At 61.6% G+C, this 25,797-nt stretch carries 25 protein-coding genes; 11 read left to right on the plus strand and 14 right to left on the minus strand.

Going from position 1 to position 25,797, the window contains the following annotated elements:
• Positions 1-42: 42 nt before the first annotated feature.
• Positions 43-855 (minus strand): oxidoreductase, encoded by an 813-nt coding sequence (locus NXT3_RS31105; protein WP_097526900.1) that lies wholly within the window; start codon positions 853-855, stop codon positions 43-45.
• Positions 856-944: 89 nt separating this feature from the next.
• Here NXT3_RS31105 and NXT3_RS31110 point away from each other — a divergent pair, with 89 nt between their 5' ends.
• Both NXT3_RS31110 and NXT3_RS31115 read left to right on the plus strand, forming a co-directional pair.
• Positions 945-1,376: a winged helix-turn-helix transcriptional regulator gene (locus tag NXT3_RS31110; protein ID WP_037421143.1), complete on the plus strand. Its 432-nt coding sequence runs from the start codon at positions 945-947 to the stop codon at positions 1,374-1,376.
• A 232-nt stretch (positions 1,377-1,608) separates the two neighbouring features.
• A complete protein-coding gene (locus NXT3_RS31115; RefSeq protein WP_037421187.1) occupies positions 1,609-2,625 on the plus strand; it encodes a LacI family DNA-binding transcriptional regulator in 1,017 nt (338 codons plus the stop codon).
• A gap of 119 nt (positions 2,626-2,744) precedes the next feature.
• On the opposite strand, the gene NXT3_RS31120 is transcribed toward NXT3_RS31115, so the two are convergent.
• Entirely contained in the window at positions 2,745-3,389 is a 645-nt protein-coding gene (locus NXT3_RS31120) for a helix-turn-helix domain-containing protein (protein WP_037421146.1), read from the minus strand.
• A 141-nt stretch (positions 3,390-3,530) separates the two neighbouring features.
• A complete protein-coding gene (locus NXT3_RS31125) occupies positions 3,531-3,809 on the minus strand; it encodes a hypothetical protein (protein WP_097526901.1) in 279 nt (92 codons plus the stop codon).
• Positions 3,810-3,957: 148 nt separating this feature from the next.
• Between NXT3_RS31125 and NXT3_RS31130 the strand changes: the two genes are divergently transcribed.
• Positions 3,958-5,715 (plus strand): hypothetical protein, encoded by a 1,758-nt coding sequence (locus NXT3_RS31130; protein ID WP_104841339.1) that lies wholly within the window; start codon positions 3,958-3,960, stop codon positions 5,713-5,715.
• On the opposite strand, the gene NXT3_RS31135 is transcribed toward NXT3_RS31130, so the two are convergent.
• The gene (locus NXT3_RS31135) at positions 5,698-6,843 is read right to left on the minus strand and encodes an AI-2E family transporter (RefSeq protein WP_097539861.1); all 1,146 of its coding nucleotides are present in this window, start codon (positions 6,841-6,843) and stop codon (positions 5,698-5,700) included. The genes NXT3_RS31130 and NXT3_RS31135 overlap by 18 nt on opposite strands.
• Positions 6,844-7,179: 336 nt before the next feature.
• Here NXT3_RS31135 and NXT3_RS31140 point away from each other — a divergent pair, with 336 nt between their 5' ends.
• The 4 genes from NXT3_RS31140 (at position 7,180) to ppk2 (ending at position 11,554) form a co-directional block, all read left to right on the plus strand.
• Positions 7,180-7,677 (plus strand): hypothetical protein, encoded by a 498-nt coding sequence (locus tag NXT3_RS31140; RefSeq protein WP_037421155.1) that lies wholly within the window; start codon positions 7,180-7,182, stop codon positions 7,675-7,677.
• Between the two features lie 3 nt (positions 7,678-7,680).
• Positions 7,681-8,910: an HlyD family secretion protein gene (locus tag NXT3_RS31145; RefSeq protein WP_037421158.1), complete on the plus strand. Its 1,230-nt coding sequence runs from the start codon at positions 7,681-7,683 to the stop codon at positions 8,908-8,910.
• A gap of 16 nt (positions 8,911-8,926) precedes the next feature.
• The gene (locus NXT3_RS31150; protein ID WP_104841340.1) at positions 8,927-10,627 is read left to right on the plus strand and encodes a SulP family inorganic anion transporter; all 1,701 of its coding nucleotides are present in this window, start codon (positions 8,927-8,929) and stop codon (positions 10,625-10,627) included.
• 72 nt (positions 10,628-10,699) lie between these two features.
• Positions 10,700-11,554, plus strand: coding sequence for a polyphosphate kinase 2 (ppk2, locus tag NXT3_RS31155; RefSeq protein ID WP_037421164.1), 855 nt, complete (start codon positions 10,700-10,702; stop codon positions 11,552-11,554).
• 96 nt (positions 11,555-11,650) lie between these two features.
• Here ppk2 and NXT3_RS31160 read toward each other — a convergent pair whose 3' ends face one another.
• The 6 genes from NXT3_RS31160 to arcD all read right to left on the minus strand — a co-directional run bounded on the left by NXT3_RS31160 (position 11,651) and on the right by arcD (position 18,485).
• Complete coding sequence (locus NXT3_RS31160) at positions 11,651-12,121, minus strand: hypothetical protein (protein ID WP_037421167.1); 471 nt, start codon at positions 12,119-12,121, stop codon at positions 11,651-11,653.
• 128 nt (positions 12,122-12,249) lie between these two features.
• Positions 12,250-13,725, minus strand: coding sequence for a Na+/H+ antiporter NhaC family protein (locus NXT3_RS31165; RefSeq protein ID WP_104841341.1), 1,476 nt, complete (start codon positions 13,723-13,725; stop codon positions 12,250-12,252).
• A gap of 2 nt (positions 13,726-13,727) precedes the next feature.
• Positions 13,728-14,690: a carbamate kinase gene (gene arcC, locus NXT3_RS31170; protein WP_104841342.1), complete on the minus strand. Its 963-nt coding sequence runs from the start codon at positions 14,688-14,690 to the stop codon at positions 13,728-13,730.
• Positions 14,691-14,692: 2 nt separating this feature from the next.
• The gene (locus tag NXT3_RS31175) at positions 14,693-15,697 is read right to left on the minus strand and encodes an ornithine carbamoyltransferase (RefSeq protein ID WP_037421176.1); all 1,005 of its coding nucleotides are present in this window, start codon (positions 15,695-15,697) and stop codon (positions 14,693-14,695) included.
• 37 nt (positions 15,698-15,734) lie between these two features.
• Positions 15,735-16,964: an arginine deiminase gene (gene arcA, locus NXT3_RS31180; protein WP_037421179.1), complete on the minus strand. Its 1,230-nt coding sequence runs from the start codon at positions 16,962-16,964 to the stop codon at positions 15,735-15,737.
• Between the two features lie 48 nt (positions 16,965-17,012).
• Entirely contained in the window at positions 17,013-18,485 is a 1,473-nt protein-coding gene (arcD, locus tag NXT3_RS31185; RefSeq protein ID WP_050988283.1) for an arginine-ornithine antiporter, read from the minus strand.
• Positions 18,486-18,779: 294 nt separating this feature from the next.
• Between arcD and NXT3_RS31190 the strand changes: the two genes are divergently transcribed.
• From NXT3_RS31190 to NXT3_RS31200, 3 genes are all read left to right on the plus strand, one after another.
• Positions 18,780-19,040, plus strand: coding sequence for a hypothetical protein (locus NXT3_RS31190; protein WP_037421181.1), 261 nt, complete (start codon positions 18,780-18,782; stop codon positions 19,038-19,040).
• 77 nt (positions 19,041-19,117) lie between these two features.
• Positions 19,118-20,512, plus strand: a complete 1,395-nt coding sequence (locus tag NXT3_RS31195; protein WP_104841343.1) for a DUF3300 domain-containing protein — start codon at positions 19,118-19,120, stop codon at positions 20,510-20,512.
• Between the two features lie 20 nt (positions 20,513-20,532).
• Positions 20,533-21,483: a DUF2950 domain-containing protein gene (locus NXT3_RS31200; RefSeq protein WP_037421198.1), complete on the plus strand. Its 951-nt coding sequence runs from the start codon at positions 20,533-20,535 to the stop codon at positions 21,481-21,483.
• A gap of 64 nt (positions 21,484-21,547) precedes the next feature.
• On the opposite strand, the gene NXT3_RS31205 is transcribed toward NXT3_RS31200, so the two are convergent.
• The 4 genes from NXT3_RS31205 to NXT3_RS31220 form a co-directional block, all read right to left on the minus strand.
• Positions 21,548-22,279, minus strand: a complete 732-nt coding sequence (locus NXT3_RS31205) for an amino acid ABC transporter ATP-binding protein (protein ID WP_037421200.1) — start codon at positions 22,277-22,279, stop codon at positions 21,548-21,550.
• The gene (locus NXT3_RS31210; RefSeq protein ID WP_037421203.1) at positions 22,260-22,919 is read right to left on the minus strand and encodes an amino acid ABC transporter permease; all 660 of its coding nucleotides are present in this window, start codon (positions 22,917-22,919) and stop codon (positions 22,260-22,262) included. The genes NXT3_RS31205 and NXT3_RS31210 overlap by 20 nt, the downstream gene beginning before the upstream one ends.
• Entirely contained in the window at positions 22,916-23,620 is a 705-nt protein-coding gene (locus tag NXT3_RS31215; RefSeq protein ID WP_104841344.1) for an amino acid ABC transporter permease, read from the minus strand. The genes NXT3_RS31210 and NXT3_RS31215 overlap by 4 nt, the downstream gene beginning before the upstream one ends.
• Before the next feature lie 64 nt (positions 23,621-23,684).
• Positions 23,685-24,488: a transporter substrate-binding domain-containing protein gene (locus NXT3_RS31220; RefSeq protein WP_104841345.1), complete on the minus strand. Its 804-nt coding sequence runs from the start codon at positions 24,486-24,488 to the stop codon at positions 23,685-23,687.
• Between the two features lie 279 nt (positions 24,489-24,767).
• Here NXT3_RS31220 and NXT3_RS31225 point away from each other — a divergent pair, with 279 nt between their 5' ends.
• Positions 24,768-25,787, plus strand: a complete 1,020-nt coding sequence (locus NXT3_RS31225) for a LacI family DNA-binding transcriptional regulator (protein WP_104841346.1) — start codon at positions 24,768-24,770, stop codon at positions 25,785-25,787.
• Positions 25,788-25,797 lie beyond the last annotated feature (10 nt).

A 25,797-nucleotide genomic window follows, 5' to 3' on the forward strand; every position in this document is an offset into this window, starting at 1 on the left:
TTCGTTTCTTTAGGTGAGCCGGCAGCGCCAGCAGTTGAAAGCTCAATCGGGAAGTCTGTTGAACTTCCGAAGGCTCTTGTCGACGAAGGACTCGGGCAGGAAGCGGCGCATGAAGCGGACCTGTCCTGCCGCTTTTCCGGCGGTGTAGCGTCGTTTGGGCGATGCCGCATTAGCGGCCTTTACGACGGCTCTAGCTACCACCTCGGGTTCATCGCCCTTCGCGACGATCTCGCGCATCAGCCTCTCCGCGCCAGCGCGAGCCTTATCATAGACGGCAAGTGGCCGGTCCGGTCGCGTGATGTTCTCTTCGAAGGACGTGCGGGTCACGCCGGGCTCGACCAGCACGACGCGGATTCCCTGCGTTCGCACTTCGTGGTCGAGAGACTCCGTATAGCCTTCGATGGCGTGCTTAGTCGATGCGTAGAGTGCGTTATAGGGGGCGGGGATCAGGCCGAGTATGGAACTGAGATTGACGATTCGGCCACTGCGCTGCCGCCTCATCAGGGGCAAGACCGCGTTCGTCATGCGCATGGTCCCGAATACATTCACGTCGAATACGGCCTTCGCCTGTGTCGTCGTGGATTCCTCGGCACCGCCAAGTAGCCCAATCCCGGCATTGTTGACGAGAAGATCGATCCGCCCAGCGCGGTTCAGAACCTCGTCGACGACCCGCTCTACGGATGCATCGTCGGTCACGTCGCAAACCAGCATCGTAATGCCATCGGAGGTACCGGGCATCGGCTTTCGGCTGGTCCCGAAGACATGGTAGCCATCGCGCCGCAGCGCCTGTGCCGTCACCAGCCCGATGCCGGAGGAAGCACCTGTAACCAGGGCGATGCCGCGTTCTGTCTTCATCGGTGTCCGCTTTCATTTTGTCATGGAAGATCGATGTGCGATCAGTTACTATCAAATTCGTATCAAGTCACTACTAAAAAGATATCGACATGAAGAATTTTTCGGACCAACCTTGTCTGATCGCTCGCAGCCTGGCGCTTGTGGGGGATGCATGGAGCATGCTGATCATGCGCGATGCCCATGCCGGGCTGACCCGCTTCGATGACTTCCGCAAGAGCCTCGGCATCGCACCGACGATGCTAACGGGGCGGCTTTCGGCACTGACCGACGAGGGGCTGTTGGAGAAACGCCGCTATTCCGATCGTCCGCCACGGGACGAATATGTGCTGACGGAAGCCGGCCGCGACTTTTTGCCCGTTCTGTTTGCGATCGGCGCCTGGGGACGCAAGCACCGCGGCGGGGGTGACGTGACTCGTTTCTTCGACGCCGAGACGGGCACGGAGATCGATCCCATTACGATAGACCGCGCGACCGGAGCTCCGGTCGGAACACGTCCCATTCGCATCGCCGCACCCAAATGAGCCGCACCGCAGCAGATGATGCGCCGACCGACAACGCCTATTGAAGGCGCGCTTCCGGCGCAAAGTTGCCCCTGACGCGCCGTTGTCGAGCTGGCGGCTGCGGGCGAATTAATGCCAAACTGATTGGTCCTGAACCTAGAGCGTGATGCGACAGAATATGGCATGCACGAGAGGCTTGCATTCCGTCGAAAATCCGGGTGTAGTTGGATTGGTAACGATAACATGGATGTCGATGCACAATATCCGCAAGCCCCCGACGATGGCCGACGTGGCCCGGCGAACCGGCGTTTCGCCGATGACCGTTTCGCGCGCCTTCAAGCGTGACAGTTCCGTCAGCCAGGAGACCCGCGAGGCGGTGCTGCGCGCCGCGGAGGAGCTCGGCTATGTGTTCGACAGCACGGCTTCCAATCTGCGTTCGCAGCGCACCGATTTCATCGCGGTGACGATCCCGTCGATCAACAACGCCAACTTCGCCGACACGGTGCGGGCGCTTTCCGACGGGGTCTCGGAAAGAGGCCTGCAGATCCTGCTCGGCTACACCAATTACGACGTCAGTGAGGAAGAGCGGCTGATCGAGCAGCTGCTGCGGCGCAAGCCCGAAGCGATCGTGGTGACCGGCGGAAAGCATACGCCGCGGGCCCGCAAGCTTCTCTCCAATGCCGGCATCCCGGTGATCGAGACCTGGGACCTGCCCGAGGAACCGATCGGCCATGTCGTCGGCTTCTCAAACGCGCTTGCCGTCCGCGAAATGGTCGATCATTTCGTCAGCGTCGGCTATCGGAAGATCGCCTTTATCGGCGGCGACGCCGACCGAGACACGCGTGGCACCGATCGCCGCGCAGGCTTCATCGCTGCCATGAAGGATCACGGGCTCGAGGCGCCGCGCCTGATTGCCGCCGGCCCGCCGCCGATCTCCATGCGCGAAGGCGCGAACGCCATGGGGCAATTGCTCGAGCGCTTTCCGGATACCGAGGCGGTAATCTGCGTCTCCGATCTTTCCGCCTTCGGGGCGCTCACCGAATGCCAGCGTCGCGGCATCGCCGTGCCTGACAAGGTCGCAATCGGCGGATTCGGTGACTACGAGATCGGCGCAATCTCCGTGCCGAGCCTCACCACGATCAACGCCTTTGCCAGCGAGATCGGCGCCAAGACGGCTGAGCTGATCCTGGATGTGCTCGACGGCAAGCTCGACCGGCCGGGCCGGGTGACGATCCGCCCCGACCTGATCCTGCGCCAGACCAGCCGGTAGCGCACAATCCTACAGCGCCGTGCGCCTTATCCGACGCACAAAAGACGCTGTAGCACTTTGGATTGCTGGATGTGTCCTCAAATGGCGTACGATTTAAGGGCACATGCAGTCGTCAGGACCTAAAGGCACAAGCGCTCAAGCATGCCATATTCCACGATCTCGATGCCGCGGGCACCGTGTAATTTAATAATGCCCTTGTTCTTCAATTTTGTAAGCGAACGCGAAACGGTCTCGATCGTCAACCCGAGGTAATCGGCGATGTCGACACGCGGCATGAACAATTCGAATCGATGCGAAGGACCGGAACGCTGCGACATCTCGAGCAAGAAGGCGGCGACCCTTTCGACTGCACTTTGGCGGCCGATGACGAGTTGGTGTTCCTGGGAAGATAGGAAATTCTCCAGCACCGCGGGCAAAAGCCCCTGCCAAACATGCGGATTTTTCTGGAGATTGATGCTCTTTACACCGGTGCTGCCGATCGCTTCGGCGGTGGAACGGTGCCGGCACTCGTTCTGCAGGCCAAACCAGCTCCCCCCGAAATAGAATGCAAGAATCTGTCGCCGGCCGTTCGCAAGTACACGGTACACGCGGACGGCCCCATATTCGACCCGATAGGCTTGGCCGGCAGTCTCCCCGGAAGAGTAAATGCTCTCTCCGTCCAGGAAACTGCTTAGCGGCCGCGATTCCACTTCGCCCTGATCACGAAGCCTTACGGCGACGCCACTTATTTGCCGCCCCGACGGCGCCAATACCGGACTATGCATTGTTCCACTCCCAACAATGTGCCCCTGCGCAGGACGACCTCTGCGAACGGCGAATCTTACTTGTGCTCCGCGAGCGCTGAACCACTGGACACACTGTCCCGGCTTCGGCTCTGACATCGAGGCCAAGGGCCGACCCGGAACTTAGATGAGACCCTTCGCCAGCCCGAGCGCTTGCTCGATCTCTGCCGCCAGGCTCTCTACCAGGCTCTTGAACTCCGCACGGCGTTCCTCACGAACATGGAAAGGAAGCTGATCGGTGTGAGCAAGCGCGCTTTCAGCAGCTGCGAAGTCCTCGCACATTCCTCTGAAGCTCTCGTCACGGATCGACAACTCCCTGATCTGCAGCGAGCGCGCCGGAAATCGGCGCAGTGCCGCTGCCAGGCCGTGTTGGTCGTCGCCTTCCGCCGATCGCCTGATCATTTCGCTCCACCCCTCGAGTCCGAAATGAAATACAACTTTAATTTATCCTCTCAGTATATTGCGCTTTGCCCGGGTAAGGACGTAGAATACAGGAGCTTACAGCGCCGCCGACACAATCATACGTTGTGAGCGACTTGGGGGGGCGGACATGGTAATCGCGGGCCACGGTCGCGTCCGGGTCGAACCGAGTACTGCTCTACCCACTGACGCGGAAATTCGTGCACAGCTCGATCGAATTCGGCTCAGCGCCGAGTTCGATGCACCGGATCGCGCTCGAAAATTCCTTGCCTATGTCGTCGAGGAAACGGTTGCAGGCCGTTCCGACCGCATTAAGGCCTATTCGATAGCAACCGAAGTCTTTGGCCGAGACTCCTCCTTCGACGCTCAGACGGACCCGGCCGTCCGCATCGAAGCTGGCCGTATACGGCGCGCGCTCGAACGCTATTATCTGGTCGCAGGCCGCGACGATTCCATCGTTATCAAGATACCGAAGGGCGCCTATGTGCCGACATTCGAAAGGCACGTCGACGCGCATACCGAAACCTCTCTTCGCTCTTCTGCGTTTGCCGGACCGATTTCTTCAATAGAGCCCTCCCGGCAGCCATGGATCCGGGTCGGGATAGCAGCCATCGCCTTTGCCCTCGGCGGTCTTGCGGCATATGCCCTGCTTCAACCCGGCACTACTACAGGAAATGGCTCGAATACGGCCCGTGTCAGGCCGAACATCCCGACATTGGTCGTTCTGCCATTTGAGGATCTCTCCGCGACGCCGCAATCGGCAATGATCACGCGGGGTCTCGCCGACGAGGTCGTCGACAAGATCGCCCGGTTCAAGGAGATCGTCGTCGTCACTCGTGATAATCCGGATCACCTGCGACAAGCGACCGATGGTCCAGCTTATGCGCTGGAGGGGCGGGTCCGGCTCGATGGCGACAGGCTGCGGCTGGGGATCAGACTCATGAAGCGTTCCGACGCGTCGGTGGTGTGGGCCAACAATTACGACGAAAGCCTCGAGACGCATAAGATCATCGACCTGCAGGAGAAAGCCGCCGCTGCTGTGGCGACCGCAGTGGCACAACCATATGGCGTCGTCTTCCAGGCAAACGCCACGCAGTTCACCCAGTTCGTTCCGGACGACTGGAAAGCCTATGCATGCACGCTCGCCTATTACGGCTATCGCAGCGATCTGAACCCGCAAACGCATGCCTCGGTTCAAGAATGCCTGGAGCTGGCGACCCGGGAATTCCCCAACTACGCTACGGCCTGGGCGCTTTTGTCGATGACCTACATCGACGAGCTCCGGTTCCGCTATCGTCTCGATCGGACGTCGCCGGTCTCGCTGGAGCGGGCGATCGAGGCAGCGGTGCGCGCCGTGGAACTCGATCCGCAGGACGTGCGCGCCCTGCAGGCGCAGATGCTCACCCTCTACTTCCGGGGCGAATTCGATGCTGCCCTGGCCGTCGGAGCTCGCGCCTTTGCCATCAATCCCAACGACACCGAGCTTGCCGGCGAGTACGGTTTTCGGCTCGCCCTGTCGGGCCAATGGCGGGTCGGCTGCGCGTACCTGTCGCAAACAGTCACGAGAAATCCCGGCCCGGTCGGATATTTCGAGGCAGCCCTGGCAGTCTGCTCCTATATCGAGGGCGATTACGCGGACGCGGAGCGCTGGGCACGCTTGGCCGACCTTCGTGCCAATCCGATTTATCGGGTCATCTTGCTTGCAATTCTTGGGAAACTCGGCAAGACGGACCAGGCACACGAAGAACGAAAATGGCTCGAAGCAAACGTTCCGGGCTTCCTCGACAATATCCGAAAGGAGGTCGCCTTGCGGATTCGTCGCCCGGAGGACCAGCAGCACTTCATCGAAGGCTTGCGCGAGGCCGGCGTGTCAGTTCCGAGTAACTGACGAAAGCCGTGAAGACTCGGGCAGAGGCTTTCCTGCCGCTGAATCCGGATGCATCCACATCATCACCAGGTCGTAGAACACACTGAGAATGATCGGCCCAAGGAAGAGGCCGATCAGCCCGTAAGAGAGTGTGCCACCGAGCACCCCGAGTAGAATGACAAGCGTTGGGGTCGACAGTCCGCGCGCCACCAGGATCGGCTTCATGACGTTGTCGATGATGAGAAGCGGCATCAGCAAGAGTGTGAGCAGGATGGCCCGGCCGAAATCCATCTCCAGCCAGGCCCAGGTCATTACCGGCAGCAAGACCAGTGCGGGCCCGATTTGAACGATACAGAGGATGAGGACGACGAAGGCTATTGCGCCGGGTGCCGGAACATCGAACAGACTCAGCACCAAGGCGCAGAGAAAGGCCTGTAGCAGCGCAACGCCGATGACGCCGCGGGCGACGTTGCGGATCGTCGCCGCCGCCAGGCGCACGAAGCCGATGCCCCTGTCGCCACCCATCCTGCTGGCGAAACCCTCCGCCATTTCGGCAAGACGCTCTCCGGACCGGAAAAGAAGGCCGGCGACAAGCACTGAAATCACGAAGCCGAGCAAGTCCACGCCCAGGCTGGCGATCTTACCGAGAACTTTGCTCCCCGCGTGCAGCAGCGACGGCTCGAACTGTCTCAAAACGGTTTCGAGGTTGCCGGCCGTCATGCTCCAGGCAGCATGGATGCGCTCGCCGACGAGCGGCCAGTTGCGGACACTCTCGGGTGGTACTGGCAGTTGCAACGCACCATCGTCGAGCCTTGCGAGCAGCGCCTGGACTCCTTCCGCAAAGCTGAGGGCAATGGCCGCGAGCGGACCGACGATGATGACCAGACAGACCATCGTGATCAGGCCCGCCGCCAGCCGCGGCCAGTCACCGAGCATGGCCGAAATGGCGGAGTAGGCCGGATACAGTGCCACGCACAGGATCGCCGCCCAGACGAGAATAACCGCGAACGGCGCGATCAACGTTAGGGACCAATAGGCGAACAGCCCGATGATGCCGATCCTGGCGATCTCCGTGATCTTAGCCTCGACGGATGATCGTCCGACCATGTCGTCGCTGACCGGATTCACTCGGGATGGATCGACATCCATTTTCGTTTCTCACGGCTCCAACGCACTCCGGGAGATGCTACGCCGACTAGGGCGCCATGGCAGTAACATACCGTAGCATACGCCATTCGACGTTCCCCATCCGAGTCTCTGCTCTTACAGATAGCAATGAGAAGAGCCGGCTCCGCATCGATGCTGATGGAGAAGGCTGGCCACGGGGGAATATTGACTGCGATCAATGCCCAGCGGGCACATCTCGCGTATCATTATGCTTGAATAATCAAGGCCATCCGTCCCGAGCTTTCTCTATTCGTATTCGAGCGTACCGCTTTCGCGCAGCAACCGAATACATGGCCTTTCTTCAGGAGGAGCGCATAGATGGAAGAATCTTTGCATCCGGCCGCGGCTGACCATTTGCCGCCTTTCATCACCGCGCCGGGGCAGACCGACGTCCTCTTCAACGTGATGGCCGTCTTCGTCCTGCTGATGATCTTCCTTGTCGGCATTCTGTACCTCCGCCTGCACGCGCTTCCGGAGCACATGGCGCATGGTGCCAGCAAAGCGCAGTTGCAGATCGTCGGCGCCTTGGGCCTGATCGCGCTCTTCACCCACAATCATCTCTTCTGGATCGCGGCCCTGCTGCTCGCCATGATCGAGTTCCCGGATTTCTCGTCCCCGGTCAGATCGATGGCCCGTTCGCTGGCGAGGATTGCCCGTCGCGACGGGGAACTGGAAGAGGCGGAGGCAAGCCAACCCTATTCCGAGGCGGCGCCGATCGAACCCCGACCGAACAACCCGCCATCGGAGCCGCCGCAATGGGTGCCGCTCGAAATCAAGCCAGCCACGGCCGACGAAAAGGCGGAGCGGAGGGGCTGAACCATGCTCGAATTCCTGATCTGTTCGCTGCTCACCATCTTTCCGGACTTCCTGTTTCGCCGCTATGTCCAGGGCAAGCGCATCGGCCGGGAGATCAATCTTTACTCGATGTGGTTCGAGCTGCGTTACGGCATTACCGCCTGCGTGATCCTGACCGTCTCGCTGATCACGATGATCTTTTACTTCCATCCTTCGACCACCAACGTCACCGCGGTGTTCCGCACCGTTACGATCCTACCCGAATCCAACGGCCGCGTGGCGGAGGTGTTTGTCGGCACCAACGAGAAGGTGGCGTCCGGCGCGCCGCTCTTCCGCCTCGACAACAAGGAGCAGCAGGCAGCGCTCGAGACCGCACGCCGCCGCGTTGCGGAAATCGACGCCGAGATGACCGTGGCGCAGAGCGAACTTGCCTCGGCCGATGGCCTGATCGCTCAAGCCGAGGGCGCCTATCTCCAGGCGCTAAACGAACTCGAGACGCAGGTCGAACTGAACACGCGCAATCCCAATATTGTTGCTAGGCGGGAAATCGAGCGGCTGCAGGTCGCCGCGGATGGCCGCAAGGGCGGGCTTGCCGCCGCTGTCTCGAACAAGCAGACGCTGGAGACGAAGATCGCCTCGCTTCTGCCGGCGCAGAAGGCGAGCGCGGAAGCGGCACTTGCCCAGGCTCAGGTGGAACTGGACAAGACGACTGTACGTGCCGGCGTAGCCGGCACCGTGCAGCAATTTACGCTCAGGCCCGGCGACATCGTCAATCCGATGATCCGCTCGGCCGGTATCCTCGTGCCGGAGGACCGGCGCATTGGGCTAATCGCCGGCTTCGGTCAGATCGAGGCGCAGGTGATGAAAGCCGGGATGATCGCCGAGGCGACCTGCGTCGGCAAGCCGTTCACCATCATTCCGATGGTGGTCACCGAGGTTCAGGACGTCATCGCCGCCGGACAGTATCGGCCGACGGACCAGCTCGTCGACGTACAGCAGCTGGCGCGCCCCGGCACCCTGACCACCTATCTGGAGCCGCTTTATCGGGGCCAGCTTGCCGGAATCCCGCCGGGCAGCAGCTGCATCGCGAACGCCTACACCAGCAATCACGACGAATTGCATGCGCCGGGGATCAGCACGACGCGCTGGCTGTATTTGCATATCGTTGACGCGGTGGGGCTTGTGCACGCGGCCATCCTCCGCCTGCAGGCGCTGCTCTTGCCCGTCCAGACGCTGGTCCTGACGGGACATTGATGCGGAGGTGACGGGGATGCAACTCACCCTCCCTCGCCTGCCACTCATTGCCAACCTTGCTGGCTATCAGGCGAACTGGCTGCGCAGCGACCTCTCGGCCGGATTGGCGATCGCAGCGGTCGGCCTGCCGAGCGCCATCGCCTATCCGGCCATCGCCGGCCTGCCGCCGGAGACCGGCCTTTACGCAAGCATCACGCCGCTCGTCGCCTACGCCCTCTTCGGCCCGTCGCAGCGCCTGATCGTCGGGCCGGACGCGGCGACCATGACAGTGCTGGCCGCGGTGCTCACCACGGTCTACGCCACGCCCGGCGTGACCGAGGATCGGGTGACTGTCGCCGCGTTGCTGGCGCTTGCCGTTGGCGCCTTGTGCCTGATCGCACGGGTCGTGCGGCTCGGCGTGCTTGCGACGTTCCTGTCGCGCCCGATCCTGATCGGCTTTTTTGCCGGCATCTCGCTTTCGATCCTGATCGGCCAGATCGACCGGGTCACCGGCGTCGATATCGAAGCTGACGGCCTCATCGCTCCGGTCCTCGAACTGCTCGGCAAGGCCGGATCGATCCATTGGCCGTCGCTGCTGCTTGCCGCCGTGTCTTTCGCGCTGCTGCAGGCGGCACGCCTCATGCGATCGCGCATTCCCGGACCGGTGCTGGTTGTCGCGCTCGCAGTATTGGCATCGGCCCTGTTCGATTTCGAGGGGCAGGGCATCAAGGTGGTCGGCGATATTCCGCGCGAGCTGCCGTCGCTGACGCTGCCGGCGGCTTCCGGCCTCCCTTTCCAGGCCCTCCTGCTCGGCGCCGGGGCCATCTTTCTGGTGAGCTTCGGCTCCGGCATTATCGCTGCCCGCAGCTTCGGGGCCAAGGGCGGCTACCTGGTCGATCCCAATCGCGAGCTCGAGGGCTTCGGTGCGGCGAACATCGCCGCCGGGCTTTTCGGGACCTTTCCCGTCACCGCTTCGGACTCGCGCACCGCAGTGAACTTCAGCGTCGGCGGCCGGTCGCAGATCGCGAGCATCGTCGCGGCGGCAGCATTGCTGGCGGTTCTCCTCTATTTCGGCGATGTCCTGCGCATCCTGCCGATCCCGACGCTCGGTGCAGTGCTGGTGGCAACCGCACTCAGCCTGATCGATATTTCCGCCTTGAAAGAAATCTGGCGCATCAGCCGCATCGAATTCGTCTTCGCGCTGATCGCCTTGTCCGGACCGATCAGCTTCGGCGTTTTGGAGGGCGTGGTGACGGCGATCGCCGCGACGCTGGTCTACGTTTTGCAGAAAACCATGTTCCCGCGCGACGCCCTGCTCGGCCGGCTTGCCGGCCATGACGGCTTCTACAAGCTCCACCGCAACCCGGCGGCGCGACCGGTGCCAGGTTTAACGCTCTTCATGGTCCAGGGCAGCCTGCTGTTCTTCAACACCGATTACGTCCAGGCGCGCCTGCGCGCGGTGATCGATACGCTGCCCGCGGACACAAGCTGGTTCGTCATGGACGCGAGCGCCATCGCCCAGATCGACAGTTCCGCAGCCGCCATGCTCGATGAGCTTTATGACGATCTCGACAGGCGCGGCATAGCACTCGCGATCGCTGAGCTGCATTTCGAAGCCCGCGCGATTCTGGAACGTGCCGGCGTGATCGCCAAGATCGGGCCCGGGATGATCTTCGAGGACCTCGATGACGCGCTTGACGCCTTCGAGAAAAGCAGTGCGGAAACAGCCGCGCAGTAGAGCTGTCCTCTACTGCGCCCGCAGGGCAGACCGGTGAATTTAAGAGGCTGTGGTCAGCCTGGGAGGAGCAACATGGTCAAGAATGGCAAAAACGGAAAGAAAGGCAAGGAAAAGAACAAGGACAGGAGGCTCGCCGAGGCGCCTGCGGTCGAGACGAGGCCGAGCGGCGACTATGCGAAGGAGCTCGCGAGATTGCAGGAGGAAATCGCCCATTTGCAGGCCTGGGTGAAGAAGACCGGAGCCCGTATCGTCGTCGTCTTCGAAGGACGCGACGCGGCGGGTAAAGGCGGGGTGATCAAACGGATCACCGAACGTGTCAGCCCGCGGGTCTTTCGCGTCGCCGCACTTCCGGCGCCCACCGACCGGGAGAAGACGCAGATCTACATGCAGCGCTATATCCAGCATCTGCCGGCGGCCGGCGAAGTCGTGATCTTCGACCGCTCCTGGTACAACAGGCCCGGCGTCGAGCGCGTCATGGGGTTCTGTTCGGAGGAAAAGGCGCGCCGCTTCCTCGAGCTCGCGCCACGCTTCGAGGCCGCCATGATCGAAAGCGGCATCGTCCTGCTCAAGTACTTTCTCGATGTCAGCGAGGAGGAGCAGGAACGCCGCTTCCGGCAGCGCATCGACGACCCGCTGCGCCAGTGGAAGCTCAGTCCGATGGATGTCGAATCCTATCGCCGTTGGTGGGACTATACGCGCGCCTATGACGAAATGATCCGCATGACCGATACGGACTATGCGCCCTGGTGGATCGTGCCGTCCAACGACAAGAAGCGCGCGCGCATCAACTGCATCTCGCATTTCCTGTCCTCTATTCCATACGATCGGGTGAAATTTGCCGAACCTGAACTCGGCAAGCGCCAGAAGCGGCCCGACGACTACGTCCCGGACAACCATATCCGCCGCACCGTGCCGAACGTGTTCTGAGGCGAGACGGGCACACCGCGTCCCGTCAGCTGGCAGCAAGAGACGGCAGGTGTCTTTGACACCCGCCGTGCGCCAAATGGACTTTGAGGTTGAGGCTCAGACCTTGTCCGGAGCCCAGTTTAGAAACAGCCCGACGTCACCGGGCATGCCGCCAGGAAAGTTGATGATCATCGCCTTCAACTTGTAGCCCTGCGGCTTGCCGAAGGTCTGATAGCGTTCGAAGAATTCCTTCGCCTTGCCCTGCAGAGTTTGCGGCCAGTCGGGATCGGCGCTGTTGATCGCCCGACCGCTGTCGGTGCAGAGTTCGGACGGAAAGCTGTAGACCATCGCCTCGAACTTGCCTGCCTTGACGGCATTGGCGACGAGACGGCGCACCATGGCGATCTCTTCTTCCGTCACGTGTTTCTTCAAGAAGTCGGCAGCGAAGTCAGCGTGTTTCTGCTCCTCGATCGCCTTGAGCTTCCTTTCCCTGTCCATTTCCTCCATTTCCCGTTCGAGCACCTGTTTGCGAAGCTCTTCCGCGGTTGGAGGTCTTCTATCGGCATTGAGATCCTTCTGATCCGTCATCGCTTTGCTCCACTTCAAGTCAAGACCAAGAAAGGCCAGCCTCACGCGAGGCACAAAATGTCCCATGCTTCGCACCAGGCCCACGGTCTTGCCCTCTGGCAGCCATGGAATTTCCGCCCGATGCTTACTCAAACGGGAGCCGGGCTTGTGTGCCCCGTCTCCGGCACCCTCATCCGCACCATTCGCCATCCGAGAAATCCAAATGCGATGGCGACCAAAGGATTCAGAATGTTGAAGAAGCAAAACCCGGCATAGACGGCAGTCGGAACTCCGAGAGCTGCTGCCATATACGCGCCGCAACTGTTCCACGGCACAAGGGGCGATGTCACGGTCGCCGAATCTCCCACCACTCGCGAGAGCATGACAGGTGCCATCCCGCGGTTCGCGAATGACGGCCCGAACAACCTGCCCGGCAATGCGACGGAAATATATTGATCCGACGTGACAACGTTCGAAATTATCGATGTGCCGACGACCGTCGAGATGAGGCCGGCGGCCGATTTGGTCCGCCTCACCAGTGGCTCGATCAGCCGCTTCAGCAAACCGGCATGCTCGACCACCGCGCCAAAAGCAAGGGCCGCGACGATGAGCCAGACCGTGTTCATCATGCTAGACATGCCCCCACGGGTCAGGATGAGGTCGATGGATTTCTCCCCCGTCGCGGAGACGTAGCCGTTGGCTGGCGCCGCCCAAGCACCCTTGAGCAGTGCGAGACCGAAGGGCAGATCCGGCACTGAGGCAAATACTGCGACGCGCTCGGGATCATGCAAAACCGCTAGGACTGCACCCGCAAGAGCGCCGATGAAAATCGCCACGAAAGGTGGCAGGCGGAATAGGGAAAACAGCAGGACCAGCAACAGGGGAAGGAACGACCAGAGCGAGACGCTGAGCTTGCTGTCGATCTTTGCCAAGGCTTGCGTCGCATCGAAATCGGCCGGCTGCCCAAGGAGCCCGAAGATGAGCAGACAAACCGACAGCGTCGGTACCGACGTCCAGAGCGACTCGCGGATGTGACTGTAGATGTCCGATCCCGCCGTAGCGGTCGCCAGATTCACCGTGTCCGACAGTGGCGAGGCCTTGTCGCCGAAATAGGCGCCCGATATGACCGCTCCGGCCGTGATCGCGGGCGACAGGCCCATATTGGCGGCGACACCCATAAGCCCGATGCCGATCGTCCCTGCCACCGTCCAAGAACTGCCGATGCTGAAGGCGACCGCAGCGCATACAAGCGCGGTGGTCGCGTAGAAGTACGTCGGGCTCAGCAGCTTCAGCCCGTAATAGATCATCGCGATGATCGTGCCGCTCATCGCCCAGGTGCCGATCAGTGCCCCGACGGCGAGAAGGATGAGGATCGCCGGCAAACCGGCTGCGATGCCGTCGACAACCGCTTGGCGAATGCCTGCCCAGGGCAGGCCGTTCTTGTAGGCGACGCACGCCGCGATGATACCGCAGAAAAGCAAGGCGATCTGGTTCGGACCGGAGGATGCGTCGTCGCCAAAAAGGGAGAAGGAAAGCGATAGAAGGATCACCAGCGCGATACAGGGTATGAGTGCGTCGACCAGCGACGGCGGCCTTGCAGTGTCGTCGCGGACGATGTCGTTCATGGTCAGCCCCTGACTGGCGCTGGGTCGCGCTCGTGCCAGGTCATATCCGGAAAATTCGGGTTGATAATCGTGCCCCGTTTGCCATGCAGGATTGCAGCAATGTCCTGCAGTGCCCCGATCGCGGCGGTCTTTCCGGTCTGCCTGGCGAACTCGCAGGCGGCTTCGACCTTCGGCCCCATCGAACCGGCCGGAAACGAATAGGCGCCGAGCTTGTCCGGATTGGCCTTGAAGATTGCCTTCTGATTCTCCGTTCCCCAATCGGTGAACACGGCGTCGGCGTCGGTCGCCATGATGAGCAGGTCCGCCGAAAGCTCCCGGGCAAGCAGCGCGGAGCAGAGATCCTTGTCGATAACCGCTTCGACGCCGGCGAGCGTCCGCTCCTTGTCCGGTACGTACATGGTTGGAATGCCGCCGCCGCCGGCGCAGGTCACGATGGTCCCCTTTTCGAGAAGCCAGCGGATCGGCCGGATCTCGAAAATCCGCTTGGGAACGGGAGACGGGACGACGCGACGCCATTTGTTGCCGTCCTGCTTGAAGATCCATCCCTTTTCCTGATGAACCGCCGCCGCCTCGTCAGCCTCATACACTGGCCCGACGAACTTGGTGGGATTTTGGAAAGCCGGATCGTTGCCGTCCACCTCCACCATCGTGAGCAAAGTTGCGAACGGCACTTCAAACGGAAGCAGGTTGCCAAGCTCCTGCTCGAGCATATAGCCGATCATACCCTCCGTCTCCGCGCCAAGGACGTCGAGCGGATAGGCTTCGTCCGCCTTGTAGGCGGCGCCCTGAAGTGCAAGCAGTCCGACCTGAGGGCCGTTGCCATGCGTGATCACGAGCTGATGCTCGCCAGCGATCGGCGCTATTGCCTCGGCCGCAATCTTGATGTTGCGCCTTTGCACCTCCGCGGTCATCGGCTCTCCGCGTTTGAGGAGGGCATTGCCCCCCAATGCGATGACGACACGCATCTTCAGTCCCCCAAGGTTGCGACCAGCAGCGCCTTGATCGTGTGCATGCGATTTTCCGCCTGCTCGAAAGCGATGTTCGCCTCGGACTCGAAAACGTCGTTGGTGACTTCGAGGCCATTTTCCATTCCGTATTCGCTGGCGATCTGCTTTCCGAGGGTCGTCTCGGTGTCATGGAAGGCGGGAAGGCAATGCATGAACTTGACCTGCGGATTGCCGCTCGCCTGCATCAATCCTGCATTGACCTGGTATGGCGTAAGGAGCTGGATTCGCTCCTTCCAGACCTCCTTCGGTTCCCCCATCGATACCCAGACATCGGTATGGATGAAATCGACGCCCTCCACGGCCGCCTGCGGATCGTCGGTGATCGCCAGGCGCGCTCCCGAGCGATCCTTCAGCCTATTCGCGATGGTCTGAAATTCTTCAGACGGCCAGAGCGACTTCGGCCCGCAGATCCGCACGTCCATGCCCAGCAGGCAACCGACGATCAACAGCGAATGTCCCATGTTGGACCGCGTGTCACCGACATAGGCGTATTTGATGTCGCTGATTGGTTTGTCGCTTTGCTCACGCATCGTCATGACGTCGGCGATCATCTGAGTGGGATGATACTCATCGGTTAGGCCGTTATAGACGGGCACACCGGCATATTTGGCCAAGGTCTCAACGCCGTGCTGGGAAGCACCGCGATATTCAATTGCATCGTACATGCGTCCCAGTACGCGGGCCGTGTCCTTGAAGGACTCCTTGTGTCCAATCTGCGAGCCAGCCGGATCGAGATAGGTCACGTGCGCCCCCTGATCCGAGCAGGCCACTTCGAAGGCGCAGCGCGTCCGCGTCGAAGTCTTCTCGAAGATCAGGCAGATTTCCTTGCCCTTTAGATGCTCCTGTTCCGTGCGCGCGTATTTTGCGCGTTTCAGATCGCGCGCGAGATCAAGCAGGTAACGAAACTCGCGAGGTGTATAGTCCTGCACCGTGAGAAGCGAGCGATTGCGGAGATTGAAACTCATGATGCTGCTCCATTTGCCAATCAGGATGGGGAATTCTTCAGTGAGCCGGCTCTCTCCAGATCGGGCATGTCATGCAGTGGCCGCCGCCTCGGCCCCGACCCAATTCAGCGCCGCGGATCGTGATGACCTCGATGCCGGCCTTCCTGAGAAGCGTATTCGTGTGCGTATTGCGGTCGTAGGCAACGACCACCCCGGGCTCGAGCGCAACAACATTGTTGCCATCGTCCCATTGCTCTCGCTCCGCCTCATAGGCGTTGCCGCCGGTGGCGACGGTTCTTAGCTTCCGCAGGCCCAGAGCTTCGCTGACAACTTCGAGCATCCGACGCTCCTCGGCGCGCACCTCGAAATTGCCGTCGTCATCGACGGGGTGCATGCTGTAGCAGCGGATCTGGTCCACCACTTCGGCGAAAAGCGTCACGACGTCACGGTCGCAGAAACTGAACACCGTATCGAGATGCATCGCGGCCCGGCTCTTCGGCATCAGGCAGCCGATGACCTGGGTCGCTGCCTTGTTCCTGAACAAGGTCTTCGCCATTTGCCCGACGGCCTGATAGGTCGTCCGCTCCCCCATCCCGACGAGCACGGTGCCGTTGCCGATCGGCATGACGTCGCCGCCCTCCATCGTCGCATTGGCAAATTGCTCGTCCGAGTCGCCCCACCAGATGTGGAAGTCGCCTCCCTTGAAGGTCGGATGGAACTTGTAGATCGCGCGCTGCACCAGTGTTTCGGCACGGCGCGCCGGCCAGAACATCGGATTGCATGTCACACCGTTATAGATCCAGCAGGATGGATCACGCTGAAAAAGCGTGTTCGGAATGGGGGGGATGACGAATTCCAGCCCCCCGAAGGCGCCAACCATCAGCTTCTTGCCCCTGCCCTCGGGGAGGTCCTCAATGGCAATTCCACCGATGAGGTAAGCGGCGAGCTGTTTCGAATCCATCTCGTCGAGCCAAGGGCGCATGGCTTCGGCAATCTGAGAGCCCAACACGTTCGGCGTGATTCGGCGATCGAGGACGAATGTGCGGGCATCCGCATCCGCAAGCGTTTCTGCCAGCAGATCATGGAGCTCGAGTACTTCGATCCCTCTTTCCTGCATCTTCAGGACAAAGTCGAAGTGATCCTTTTGAGCCTCGTGGACCCAGATGACATCATCGAACAACAGGTCGTGGCAATTGGCCGGGGTCAGTCGTTGATGCGCCAAGGATGGCCTGCACACCATCACAGTTCTGAGCTTACCGACTTCCGAATGAACACCAAAGTTGCGCATTCGCGTTTCCTCCTTGAACCGGAGTCTTTGCAACTTGACCCACCATGCTCAGAGCGGGCTTATCTTTCCGATCCACAGCAGATAGGCAGCAAGGATCGCGAGCAGGACGACCAGTCCCGCGAGCCAGATTTCGAAACCGGCGAAGGCCCGTTCACCTCGCTCCTGCCTAGCCCTCGCATAGACAAGGAGGCCGGGGGCGAACAGGATCGAGCACATCAACAGATAGCTGAGCCCGGCAGCATAGACCAACCAGATGCCATAGAGCGTTGCCAGGGCACCTATGGCGATATCCTTGCTTCGGCCGGACGCCGCCTGTTGGTAAGTCTCTCCGCTCAATGCGAGCTTAAGCGCGTAGGCTCCGGAAAATACATAGGGCGGCAGTATGGCGACCGACGCGATGAAATAGAAGAACTGGTAGGCGCTCTTGGAAAAGAAGCTCAGAACGAGGAAAAGCTGAATCAGGATATTGGTCGCCCAAAGTGAGTTTACCGGCGAGCCGTTTTCATTGTCAGCGGCGAACCATCTCGGGAATGTTCCATCGCGGCCGCAGGTGTACGGAATTTCCGAGCAAAGCAACGTCCATGACAAGAATGCGCCGCCGACGGAGACGATCAACCCTGCATTGATCAGGGCTGCTCCCCATTGTCCGACGAGCGGCTGCAGCACCCCGGCCATTGACGGCACCTTGAGGCCGGCGAGTTCAGGCTGGCTCAATATGCCCGTCGAAAGCAAGGACACGAGGACGTAGATTCCAAGCGCTCCGATAAAACCGATTACCGTCGCCCGGCCAACGTCGGAGCGCCGGGCCGCGCGCGCCGAGTAGACGCTCGCCCCTTCTATACCAATGAAGACCCACAAGGTGACCAGCATAGTGCTTTTCACCTGCGCCATGACGCTGCCGAGGTCGGGGGCATCGAGGGCACCACCACGGCCCCAGAAGTCGAGCGTGAACCTGTCCCAATTGAACGCGACGATTGCAATCAGGACGAAAAGGAAGAGCGGCGCGAGCTTGGCGATGGTCGTCACGATGTTGACGAAGGCAGCCTGCTTGACACCTTTCAGCACGAGCCAATGAATGGCCCAGAGGCAGAACGAGGCGCCGACAATGGAAACGAGATTGTTGCCATCTTCGAACACCGGGATGAAGAAAGACAGTCCGGAAAAGATGGCCACAGCATAGGCGACATTTCCAAGGAAAGCGCTGAGCCAATATCCCCAAGCACTGATGAAGCCCACGAACGGGCCAAACCCAGCCTTGGCGTATGCATAGGGGCCGGCGTTGAGATCCGGTTTGCGGTTTGCCAGCGTCTGATAGACAAATGCGAGCATCAGCATGCCGAAACCAGTAATGATCCACCCGATGAGTATCGCCCCGGGGGCCGCGGCGCGCGACATATCAGACGGCAAATTGAAAACGCCGCCCCCGATCATCGACCCCACCACAAGCGCGGTAAGCGGCAGGAGCGTCAGCTTGTCGGAATGCGCCTCGGATTTGAAGGTGCCCTCTTGCGCTATCGTCATGTCTCCCTCCAAGTCGCATGCGGTCGTTGCATCCATGCGATTCAGCTCGTCGGGCATAGCGGCATTGGGCGTTCGGTGAGACGCGCCCGTTCCACTCCGTCAACTTTAGGAATGGACCGTCGGCATGTCATTGATTTGAGACAAATGACGGCTGACCCCGTCGGTTTTCCTTCAAACCTCGGCGGTTTGCCAAGGCGCAGCGGTAATTTTGTCCCCTGTTGATTGCGATCAACGACTGGCCCTCCGGTTACATAATAAAAGGAAGAATTGCCTGCACGCAGGAGGGATTTGACAATGTACAAGACTCCGACAAATCGAGCGGCGGTGATTGTCTTTTCGCTGGTGCTAGGTGCCGCGGCGCCCACGGCCGCAGACGAGTACTACGATGGCATCGACATAAACCAGCGCATCATCGACGGTCAGCGAGAGCCCATCAACAAGTATCTCCTCAAACGAAGAGACGCGGCACAAAGGCCGGATCCGGGCGCCACGGGTACAATCAACAGACCAGTAAAGCCGCCCCCGAAAAATCCTGCAACCAACGCTCAGCCATGAGCAAAGCCCGGCGCGACGGTGCACCCACCCGTCGCACCGCGCATCCGTTCGAAAGCTCTTGCCCCGGGGGTAGGAAAATGGACAAACAGCGGATTCTCGTGCTTTGCCGCGCCACGGCAGTTGCTCTGGCGCTCCTGACACCCGGCGGTCTCGTTCTGGCCCAGCAGAAGGAAACCCCTGCACCGGCTGCGCCGGCCGAGGCGGCGCCCGAGCCGCTCAGCGACGACGAACTCGAAGTCCTGGTCGCGCCGATCGCCCTCTATCCGGACGAGCTGGTGGCGCTGGTCTCGGCCGCCTCGCTCTATCCGCTGCAGATCGTCGAAGCCGAGCGGTTCCTCGAGGCCCGCAAGAAGAAGCCCGAGCTGAAACCGAAGGAAAGCTGGGACGGCAGCGTCATCTCGCTGCTCAACTATCCCGAGATCGTCAAGATGATGAGCGAGGATCTCGAATGGACACAGAGCTTCGGCGAGGCGATCGCCAACCAGCAGAAGGACGTGCTGATCGCCATTCAGCAGTTGCGCGACGAGGCCGTCGCCAAGGACATCATCAAGACCGACGACAAGATCAAGGTGGTCGAGGAGGGTGACAACATCATCATCCAGTCGGCGAGCCCGGAAACCATTTATGTGCCGCAGTACCCGCCGGAGATGCTCTACGAGCCGGACTATGCGCCGGTGCCGATCGACTATTATGACGAGCCCTATCCGGCCTACTGGTATCCGGGCGCCGCCTTCTTCGCCGGTGCCGTCACCGGAGCGATCTTCGGCGCCATCGTCGATTGGGACGATTGGGGTGTCTGGGGCGGCGACTGGGACGGCGACATCGACGTCGACTGCAACAAGTGCTTCAACAACATCGACTTCGACGGCAAGCTCAACTTCAACGACATCGACTGGAAGAATGTCGACCGCAGTAAGCTCAGCTTCGACCGCGACCAGCTAAACAAGTTCGACCGGACGAACATCAAGAACAACATCAAGGCCAGGGGCGACAACAACCTGCGCAACCGCGCCGCCGAGATCAACCGAAACCGGCCGCAGGCGCGACCGGGCGGCAGCGGCGGTGGGCTCAAGGATGTGCGCAAGAGCACGCTCGAGGGACTTAAGGCGCAGCCGAGACGGGAAGCGTCCGCGCGGCCCTCAACACGCCCCGGCGGCGGGCAGGCGGTGGCGAAGGCGAGAGCCGACGGCGGCAAGCCGAGCGTCAACCGGCCGAAGGGCAAGAAGTCCTCGGTCAACCGGCCGGCCGGCAAGAAGAAGATGGCCTCGAAGGCGCAGAACCGGCCAAGGAAGCCGTCGGGCCTCGGCAACGTCAATCACGGCCGGCGCGAGATGGCTTCGTCGCGGCGCGGCGGCCATAGCATGGGTGGCGGCCATCGTGGCGGCGGGCGGCCGCAAATGAGCCGCGGAGGCGGCAGGCCGCCGATGGGCCGCGGGGGTGGCCGCGGTGGCGGACGCGGCGGCAGACGTTAAGCGGACGAGGGAGAACGATCATGAGCAAGCTCTTTCATTCTCTTCTTATCGGAACGGCGATCGGGGTCACGCTCGCGGTGGCATCCATCGATTTGAGCTTCGCGCAGGTGAAGCCGCCGGAAAATATCGAAGACTATGCCGCGCAGGAGGATCCGCCGGCCTTCGACGATCCGGCCAAGGCGGTGGAGGCGCTCAAATCGGCGCTTGCCGCCAATGACTTCGACGGGGTCGCCAAGCTGCTCGGCCTCGACGCGGCGAAGCTCAGGACCGGCGAAGGGGCGATGGACACCTTCGCGCAGATTCGCGAGGGCGCGGCCCGCAACATGCGAGTGCGCGATCTCGAGGGCCGCAAGATCATCGAGATCGGCGACCGGCTCTGGCCGCTGCCCTTCCCGGTCAGCAAAGGCGAGGACGGCAAATGGGCCTTCGACACCTATATCGGGCTTGAGGAGATCGTCAACCGACGCGTCGGCGAGAACGAGCTCGAGGCGATCGAGACGGTGCGCGCCTATGTCGAGGCGCAGAAGGACTATGCCAGTCGGGATCGCGACGCTGACGGCGTCCTCGAATACGCCCAGAAGCTGATCAGCACCGCCGGCCAGACCGACGGCCTCTACTGGCCGGCGGAGCAGGGCGATGGCGAGAGCCCGGTCGGTGACGCCATCAGCGAGGCGGCGCTGGAAAAGGCCAAGGCCGGCGAAGGCTATTTCGGCTATCGCTACCGCATCCTTACGTCACAAGGCGACAACATCGCCGGCGGCCGGTACGACTATGTCATCAACGACAACATGATCGCCGGCTTCGCGCTGATCGCCTGGCCGGTCCGCTATGCCGAGACGGGCGTTAAGACCTTCCTCGTCAATCAGCAGGGCATTGTCTACGAGCGCGATCTGGGGGCCAGCACCGAAGCGATCGTGCCGTTCATCGACCGTTTCAACCCGGACGACACTTGGAGCGTCGTGGCGGATTAAATGCATGTCGGCGAGAAATGCGCCGACATGCGCTTCCGGAGGGCCCCGACCGAAGCGGCAACCCTCACTTGACGTCGGATTTGACGAACTGGCGCAGTTCCGGCGTTTGCGGATCGGCGAAGAGAGCCGCTGACGGCCCCTGTTCCCAGATCTTTCCCTTGTGCATGAAGATGGTCTGAGTGGCGACGCGGCGGGCGAAACCCATTTCGTGCGTCACCAGGATCATGGTCATGCCGTCGCGGGCGAGCTGTTCCATCACCATCAGCACCTCTTCGGTGAGTTCCGGGTCGAGCGCCGAGGTCACCTCGTCGAAAAGCATCACCTTCGGCCGCATGGCGAGCGAGCGGGCGATGGCGACGCGTTGCTGCTGACCGCCGGAAAGCTGGTCCGGATAGGAATCGAACTTTTCCGACAGCCCGACGAGTTGCAGCACTTCGCGGGCAACGTCCCACGCCTTCGCCTTCGCCACGTCCTTGACGATCCGCGGCGCCAACATGATGTTCTCGCCGACCGTCAGATGCGGGAAGAGATTGTAGCTCTGGAAGACGATGCCGACATCGGTGCGCAGCTTGCGCAGCGCCTTGGCATCGCCCCCGAGCGCGTGACCGGCGATCTCGATCTTGCCCGAATTGATCTTCTCGAGCCCGTTCATGCAGCGCAGCAGCGTGCTCTTGCCCGAGCCCGAACGTCCGATCAGCGCAAAGACTTCGCCGCGCCCCACCGACAGCGACACGCCCTTGAGGACTTCGAGAGCGCCAAAGCTCTTGTGGACGTTTTCAACGACTACTTCCGGCATGAAGCCTCCTTTCCAGCAAGCGCGAGAGCTGGGACAATGGGTAACAGACGACGAAATAGAGGGCGGCCACCGCGAGGAAGACGCGGAACGGCTGGAACGTCGCATTGTTGATGAGCTGCCCGGCCCGGGCGAGTTCCACAAAGCCGATGATCGAGGTGATCGAGGTGTTCTTCACCACCTGGACGGCAAAGCCGACCGTCGGCGGCAGAGAGATGTGGATCGCCTGCGGCAGGACCACATAGCGATATTGCTGCAGCCGGGTCATGGCGAGGGATTCCGATGCCTCCCATTGCTGCTTCGGCACGGCCTGGATGCAGCCCCGCCAGATCTCCGCCAGATAGCCAGAGGCGTAGATCGTCATCGAGGCGCCTGCGGCAATGAGCGGCGGCAGTTCGAAGCCGGCCAGACTGAGGCCGTAGTAGGAGAGGAACAGGATCATCAGCACCGGGATGCCCTGGATCACCTGGATATAGGTGGCGGCGGCAAGCCGCAGCGGCTTCAGCCGCGACGTGCGGGCGAGCGCCATGGCGAAGCCGAGGAGACCGCCGCCGATCAGCGCGATCACCGTCAGCAGGAGCGTCCATTGCAGCGAAAACAGCAGAAAGCCGAACTGGTCGAGGCCGAAGGTCTTGAAGGTCATGCCTGCACCTCCGGGAGGGCCGTCATCGTTCGCCGGGCGATGCGGCGGCCGAAGAGCCACATGCCGCCAGCCGCAAGGGCGGCGCGCAGCGCCAGCGCCAGGACGAGATAGATCAGCGTCACGGCGATATAAATTTCGAAGGACCTATAGGTCTGCGATTCGACGAAAGCGGCCGAGGCGGCGAGTTCCTGGGTCGAGATCGCCGAGCAGATGCTGGAGGCCAGCATCATCAGCACGAATTGGCTGCAGAGCGCCGGATAGACCTTGGCGATCGCCGGCACGATGATGACGTGGCGGTAGATCTGGAAGCGGGTGAACGCGAGCGCCTCGCCGGCCTCGATCTGAGACTTGTGCACCGCCTCGATGCCGGCGCGGATGATCTCGGTCGAATAGGCGGCAAGATTGATCGTCATGCCGATCAGCGCGGCCGTGTCGGCCCCGACGCGCAGGCCGAGCCCCGGCAGGCCGAAATAGACGATGAACAACTGGACCAGGAAGGGCGTGTTGCGGATGATCTCGACATAAGCATCCACGAGAAAGCGGACCGCACCGCCCCAGATGGATCGGACAGAGGCAAGCAGGATGCCGGCGGCGCAGCCGAGGATGATCGACAGCACCGAAATCTTGATCGTCAGCCAGATGCCGCTGAGGAGCTGGTCGTGGTATTGGGCCAGCACGCCGAACTGAAACGTATAGGACATGAAGACTCCGTCGACGTTGAAAGATTCGCCGGATGTATCGCCGGCGAATCTTTGAGAGACGCAATCAGAAGGTCGGCAGCGCCGGCATCGGCCGGCCGGTCCACTTCGTGGCGATCTTGTCGAGATCGCCGGAGATCTTCATCAGGTAGATGGCGGTGTTGAGCCACTGGCGGATCTCATAGTCCTCCATCCGGGTCGCCATCGAATTGCCCTGCTGGAAGAAGGTGAAGCCGACCTGCAGGCCGGCATCCGGGCGCTGCTTGATGATCGCCTCGCCGACCGTCGAGGGCAGCGCGACCGCATCGACCTGTCCGGCGATCAGCGCCTGGGCGCTGGTGGAATCATCCTCGTAGACAACGATTTCCAGGCTTGGGACCGCCGCCTTGCGCAGCGCCGTTTCCTGCGACGAGCCGCGGTTGACGGCGACGCGCTTGCCTTCGAGATCGGCCAACTTGGCGAATTTCTGGTCGGCACCGGAGATGATGTCCATGTTGAAGGCGCTGTAGGGCTGGGTGAACATCACCGTCTTGGCGCGCTCGCCGGTCGGCGCCAGCGTGGCGACGAGGAAATCGACCTTGCCGGTCTGCAGCGCCGGGATTCGCGCCGGCGGCGTCAGCGGGACGAGTTCGACCGGAAGCGACAAATAGCCGGCGATCAGATTCGCCACGTCGACGTCGTAGCCGGTGGGATTGCCCTGCTCGTCGACCATGCCCATCGGCGGCGCGCCCGTCAGCACGCCGATGCGGACGGTGCCGCGCGAGATGATGTCATTGAGCGTGGCTGCTTGCGCCTCGGCGACCGAAGCGAGACCGGCCGCGGCTATGCCGACGGCTGCCACCATTGTGCGCAGAAAATTTGAAATCGTCATGGTTTCTCCTCCACTTGGTAAATCGTCATTGCCGGACTCTGCCCGCTCCTCGCGGGCTCTCGAAGTCCGAACATCGCCCTCTTGCCGCCGGGCCTTCGCAGGCGCAGCGGCACCATCTCGCCGCGAGCGCCGATGCGACGCCCGCAGGCAAACAACTCATTCTTTCCGGCTGTTTTCCCTTGAAAGGCGCCGAAGGTTATCGTTAACTTAGGCTGATGTTATCGATAACAAAGCCGCTCGTCAATCGGCGAAGCGATATTTGGCGAAAAGGAGGATCGAGTGAACCTGCGCGGAAAGGTGATCACGCTTCACGACGTGGCGGTCAGGGCCGGCGTCAGCCGGATGACCGTCTCAAAGGTGCTGCGCGGCGCCGGAAACATTTCGGCGGAAACGCGCCGGCGGGTGAAGCAAGCCGCCGACGAGCTCGGCTATCTGCCAAACCATCTTGCCGGGACGCTGAGTTCCCGCAAGAGCCGAATGGTGGCGGTGATCATTCCGTCGATCAGCGACATCGTCTTTTCGGAGGTCCTGAGCGGCATCAATGCGGCGCTTCGGCCAGAGGGCTTTCAGACCTTCATCGGCGAATCGCTGTTCGACCCGCAGACCGAAACCGAGCTCATCCGCGCCATGCTGTCGTTCCGTCCGGCCGGCCTCCTCTTGAACGGCGGCATGGCGCGGAGCGCGGAGGCGGAAAAGCTGCTAGCCCGGCGAAACTGCCCGGCGATCCAGCTTTGGGATTGCGACGCCGGGGCGTTGGATTTCAGCGCCGGCCCGTCGCACGAGGAGGCCGGACTGCTTGTGGCAAAGCATTTCCTTGAGCGCGGCCTACGCCGCATTGCCTATGTGGGCGCCGAGCTCGACAAGGATCTCTGCGCCCGCCGCCGCTATCTTTCTCTCAAGTCGGCTCTTGCCGCGGCAGGCATCGATCTCCTGCGCGTGACTTGCGACGACCGGCCACGCCAGGCCGTCACCGGACGCTTTCTGACGGAAGAGCTGATGCGGGCGCACCCCGACGTCGATGCCATCCACTTTCTCAACGACGCCATGGCGCTCGGCGGTCTTTCCTACCTGCACCAGGCCGGGATTTCGGTGCCCGACCAGATTTCCGTTGTCGGCTTCAACGGCACATCGCTGGCCAACGCCGTCCGAACACGGCTCACGACGATCGACATGGCGCGAACGGAGATCGGCGAGAAGGCGGCACAGGCGCTGCTGCAGATGATCGCGGCGAAGGAGGTGCCGGGGGCCTGGCAGGCGACGCTCAAGGTGGTGCAGGGCAATACCACCGTAGCCGCATAGCAAAAAAAGG

It is taken from the genome of Sinorhizobium fredii (assembly GCF_002944405.1).
GTDB classification, from domain to species: Bacteria; Pseudomonadota; Alphaproteobacteria; order Rhizobiales; family Rhizobiaceae; genus Sinorhizobium; species Sinorhizobium fredii_C.

What these genes read in the sequence shown, in the direction of transcription:
- NXT3_RS31105 (WP_097526900.1), bottom strand. Translation starts at nt 855, where the DNA reads ATGAAGACAGAACGCGGCATCGCCCTGGTTACAGGTGCTTCCTCCGGC.
- NXT3_RS31110 (WP_037421143.1), top strand. Translation starts at nt 945, where the DNA reads ATGAAGAATTTTTCGGACCAACCTTGTCTGATCGCTCGCAGCCTGGCG.
- NXT3_RS31115 (WP_037421187.1), top strand. Translation starts at nt 1,609, where the DNA reads ATGCACAATATCCGCAAGCCCCCGACGATGGCCGACGTGGCCCGGCGA.
- NXT3_RS31120 (WP_037421146.1), bottom strand. Translation starts at nt 3,389, where the DNA reads ATGCATAGTCCGGTATTGGCGCCGTCGGGGCGGCAAATAAGTGGCGTC.
- NXT3_RS31125 (WP_097526901.1), bottom strand. Translation starts at nt 3,809, where the DNA reads ATGATCAGGCGATCGGCGGAAGGCGACGACCAACACGGCCTGGCAGCG.
- NXT3_RS31130 (WP_104841339.1), top strand. Translation starts at nt 3,958, where the DNA reads ATGGTAATCGCGGGCCACGGTCGCGTCCGGGTCGAACCGAGTACTGCT.
- NXT3_RS31135 (WP_097539861.1), bottom strand. Translation starts at nt 6,843, where the DNA reads ATGGATGTCGATCCATCCCGAGTGAATCCGGTCAGCGACGACATGGTC.
- NXT3_RS31140 (WP_037421155.1), top strand. Translation starts at nt 7,180, where the DNA reads ATGGAAGAATCTTTGCATCCGGCCGCGGCTGACCATTTGCCGCCTTTC.
- NXT3_RS31145 (WP_037421158.1), top strand. Translation starts at nt 7,681, where the DNA reads ATGCTCGAATTCCTGATCTGTTCGCTGCTCACCATCTTTCCGGACTTC.
- NXT3_RS31150 (WP_104841340.1), top strand. Translation starts at nt 8,927, where the DNA reads ATGCAACTCACCCTCCCTCGCCTGCCACTCATTGCCAACCTTGCTGGC.
- ppk2 (WP_037421164.1), top strand. Translation starts at nt 10,700, where the DNA reads ATGGTCAAGAATGGCAAAAACGGAAAGAAAGGCAAGGAAAAGAACAAG.
- NXT3_RS31160 (WP_037421167.1), bottom strand. Translation starts at nt 12,121, where the DNA reads ATGACGGATCAGAAGGATCTCAATGCCGATAGAAGACCTCCAACCGCG.
- NXT3_RS31165 (WP_104841341.1), bottom strand. Translation starts at nt 13,725, where the DNA reads ATGAACGACATCGTCCGCGACGACACTGCAAGGCCGCCGTCGCTGGTC.
- arcC (WP_104841342.1), bottom strand. Translation starts at nt 14,690, where the DNA reads ATGCGTGTCGTCATCGCATTGGGGGGCAATGCCCTCCTCAAACGCGGA.
- NXT3_RS31175 (WP_037421176.1), bottom strand. Translation starts at nt 15,697, where the DNA reads ATGAGTTTCAATCTCCGCAATCGCTCGCTTCTCACGGTGCAGGACTAT.
- arcA (WP_037421179.1), bottom strand. Translation starts at nt 16,964, where the DNA reads ATGCGCAACTTTGGTGTTCATTCGGAAGTCGGTAAGCTCAGAACTGTG.
- arcD (WP_050988283.1), bottom strand. Translation starts at nt 18,485, where the DNA reads ATGACGATAGCGCAAGAGGGCACCTTCAAATCCGAGGCGCATTCCGAC.
- NXT3_RS31190 (WP_037421181.1), top strand. Translation starts at nt 18,780, where the DNA reads ATGTACAAGACTCCGACAAATCGAGCGGCGGTGATTGTCTTTTCGCTG.
- NXT3_RS31195 (WP_104841343.1), top strand. Translation starts at nt 19,118, where the DNA reads ATGGACAAACAGCGGATTCTCGTGCTTTGCCGCGCCACGGCAGTTGCT.
- NXT3_RS31200 (WP_037421198.1), top strand. Translation starts at nt 20,533, where the DNA reads ATGAGCAAGCTCTTTCATTCTCTTCTTATCGGAACGGCGATCGGGGTC.
- NXT3_RS31205 (WP_037421200.1), bottom strand. Translation starts at nt 22,279, where the DNA reads ATGCCGGAAGTAGTCGTTGAAAACGTCCACAAGAGCTTTGGCGCTCTC.
- NXT3_RS31210 (WP_037421203.1), bottom strand. Translation starts at nt 22,919, where the DNA reads ATGACCTTCAAGACCTTCGGCCTCGACCAGTTCGGCTTTCTGCTGTTT.
- NXT3_RS31215 (WP_104841344.1), bottom strand. Translation starts at nt 23,620, where the DNA reads ATGTCCTATACGTTTCAGTTCGGCGTGCTGGCCCAATACCACGACCAG.
- NXT3_RS31220 (WP_104841345.1), bottom strand. Translation starts at nt 24,488, where the DNA reads ATGACGATTTCAAATTTTCTGCGCACAATGGTGGCAGCCGTCGGCATA.